Origin of the sequence: Streptomyces sp. SDr-06 (assembly GCF_003324565.1) — a bacterium.
In the GTDB taxonomy this organism is placed as follows: Bacteria; Actinomycetota; Actinomycetes; order Streptomycetales; family Streptomycetaceae; genus Streptomyces.
Map to the genome: position 1 here is coordinate 1 of NZ_QOLA01000060.1, position 2,751 is coordinate 2,751.

The 2,751-nt window shown below is 67.9% G+C and carries 2 protein-coding genes; both read right to left on the reverse strand.

The window, feature by feature from the left end; translation table 11 throughout:
- Window positions 1-1,040: 2-oxoacid:ferredoxin oxidoreductase subunit beta (locus DT019_RS38915; protein ID WP_147267432.1), on the reverse strand; the 1,040-nt coding region annotated here is incomplete at its 3' end.
- A partial coding sequence (locus DT019_RS38920) for a 2-oxoacid:acceptor oxidoreductase subunit alpha (protein ID WP_147267433.1) occupies window positions 1,033-2,751 on the reverse strand: 1,719 nt, incomplete at its 5' end. The genes DT019_RS38915 and DT019_RS38920, both read right to left, overlap by 8 nt.

Consider the following 2,751-nt stretch of genomic DNA (forward strand, 5'->3'; position numbering starts at 1 on the left):
TTGCCGGTGAGGAGGGTGGCGAGGTCGCCCTTGCCGTTCTGTTCGATGGCGGTGTCGAGTTGGTCGGCCATCAGGGTGTCGTAGACGGGGCGTTGTACGGAGCGGAAGACGCCGATGGGGGTGTGGTGGAGGGTGTCGGGGTCGGCGAGGCGGGACAGGGCGAACGCGGTGGTGGGTGAGGGGGTGTGGGCGTCGTGGATGAGGATGTCGGCTTCGTTGGCGGGGGTGATGGTGACGGCCTTGAGGTCGCCGGTGTCCGGGTCGCGCACGACGCCTTGGGTGTTGTCGGTGCCGAAGCGGATGGGGGTGCCGTGTTCGAGGCGGATGACCGCTTCCTGGGCCTGGTCCTTGTCCTTGAGGGCTTCGAAGGCGCCGTCGTTGAAGATGTTGCAGTTCTGGTAGATCTCCACCAGGGCGGTGCCGGGGTGTTCGGCGGCCTGGCGCAGGACGTCGGTGAGGTGTTTGCGGTCGGAGTCGATGGTGCGGGCCACGAACGAGGCCTCCGCGCCGATCGCCAGGGACACCGGGTTGAAGGGGGCGTCCAGGGAGCCCATGGGGGTCGATTTGGTGATTTTGCCGAGTTCGCTGGTGGGGGAGTACTGGCCCTTGGTGAGGCCGTAGATCCGGTTGTTGAACAGCAGGATCTTCAGGTTGACGTTGCGGCGCAGGGCGTGGATGAGGTGGTTGCCGCCGATGGACAGGGCGTCGCCGTCGCCGGTGACGACCCAGACGGACAGGTCGCGGCGGGAGGAGGCGAGTCCGGTGGCGATGGCGGGGGCGCGGCCGTGGATGGAGTGCATCCCGTAGGTGTTCATGTAGTACGGGAAGCGGGAGGAGCAGCCGATGCCGGAGACGAAGACGATGTTTTCCTTGGCCAGGCCGAGTTCGGGCATGAAGCCTTGGACGGCGGCGAGGATGGCGTAGTCGCCGCAGCCGGGGCACCAGCGGACTTCCTGGTCGGACTTGAAGTCCTTCATGGACTGGGCGGCTTCTGCCCTGGGGACCAGTTGCAGGAGCTCGTTGGTGGGAGCGTCAGGCATCGATGGCCTCCTTGAGGGCGGTGGCGAGCTGCTCGGCCTTGAACGGCATGCCGTTGACCTGGGTGTAGGAACGGGCATCCACCAGATATTTCGCGCGGATCAGAGTGGCGAGCTGGCCCAGGTTCATCTCCGGCACGACGACCTTGTCGTACCGCTTCAGGACGGCGGCGAGGTTGTGGGGGAAGGGGTTGAGGTGGCGCAGGTGGGCCTGGGCGATGGGCTCGCCCTGTGCGCGCAGCCGCCGCACCGCGGCGGTGATGGGTCCGTAGGTGGAGCCCCAGCCGAGTACCAGGGTGCGGGCCTGGTCGGGGTCGTCGACGGTCAGGTCGGGGACCTCGATGTTGTCGATCTTGGCCTGGCGGGTGCGGACCATGAAGTCGTGGTTGGCCGGGTCGTAGGAGATGTTGCCCGTGCCGTCCTGCTTCTCGATCCCGCCGATCCGGTGCTCCAGACCCGGTGTGCCCGGCAGCGCCCACGGGCGGGCCAGGGTGCGCGGGTCGCGCTTGTAGGGCCAGAACACCTCGGTGCCATCGGCCAGCGTGTGGTTGGGTCCGGTCGCGAACTGCACCCGCAGATCGGGGAGTTCGTCGATCTCCGGCACCCGCCACGGCTCCGACCCGTTGGCCAGATACCCGTCCGAGAGCAGGAAGACGGGGGTGCGGTAGGTCAGGGCGATCCGCGCGGCGTCGAGGGCCGCGTCGAAGCAGTCCGCCGCCGTCCTGGGCGCCACCACCGGCACCGGCGCCTCACCATTGCGCCCATACATCGCCTGCAGCAGATCCGCCTGCTCCGTCTTGGTCGGCAGGCCCGTCGAGGGGCCGCCGCGCTGGATGTCCACGATCAGCAGCGGCAACTCCAGCGAAACCGCAAGCCCGATCGCCTCCGACTTCAGCGCCACGCCCGGCCCGGAGGTCGTGGTGACCGCGAGGGAGCCGCCGAACGCGGCGCCGAGGGCCGCGCCGACACCGGCGATCTCGTCCTCCGCCTGGAAGGTCCGCACCCCGAAATTCTTGTGCCGCGACAACTCGTGCAGGATGTCCGAGGCCGGAGTGATCGGATACGAACCCAAGTACAGCGGCAGATCCGCCTGCCGCGCCGCCGCGATCAACCCGTACGACAACGCCAGGTTCCCGGAGATGTTGCGGTAGGTGCCCGCCGGGAACGCCTTCGTGGCCGGGGCGACCTCGTAGGAGACCGCGAAATCCTCCGTCGTCTCACCGAAGTTCCAGCCCGCCCGGAACGCCGCCACATTCGCCTCCGCGATGGCCGGCTTCTTCGCGAACTTCGCCCGCAGAAACTTCTCCGTGCCCTCCGTCGGGCGGTGATACATCCACGACAGCAGACCCAGCGCGAACATGTTCTTGCTGCGCTCGGCCTCCTTCCGCGACAGACCGAACTCCTTCAGTGCCTCGATCGTCAGCGTCGTCAACGGCACCCGGTGCACGTTGTATGCCGACAGCGAGCCGTCCTCCAGCGGAGACGTGTCGTAGCCGACCTTGGCCATAGCGCGCTTGGCGAACTCGTCCGTGTTCACGATGATCTCCGCGCCGCGCGGCACGTCCGCCAGGTTCGCCTTCAGCGCCGCCGGGTTCATCGCCACCAGCACATTCGGCGCATCGCCCGGCGTCAGGATGTCGTGGTCCGCGAAATGCAGCTGGAAACTCGACACACCCGGCAGTGTTCCGGCAGGCGCCCGGATCTCGGCCGGGAA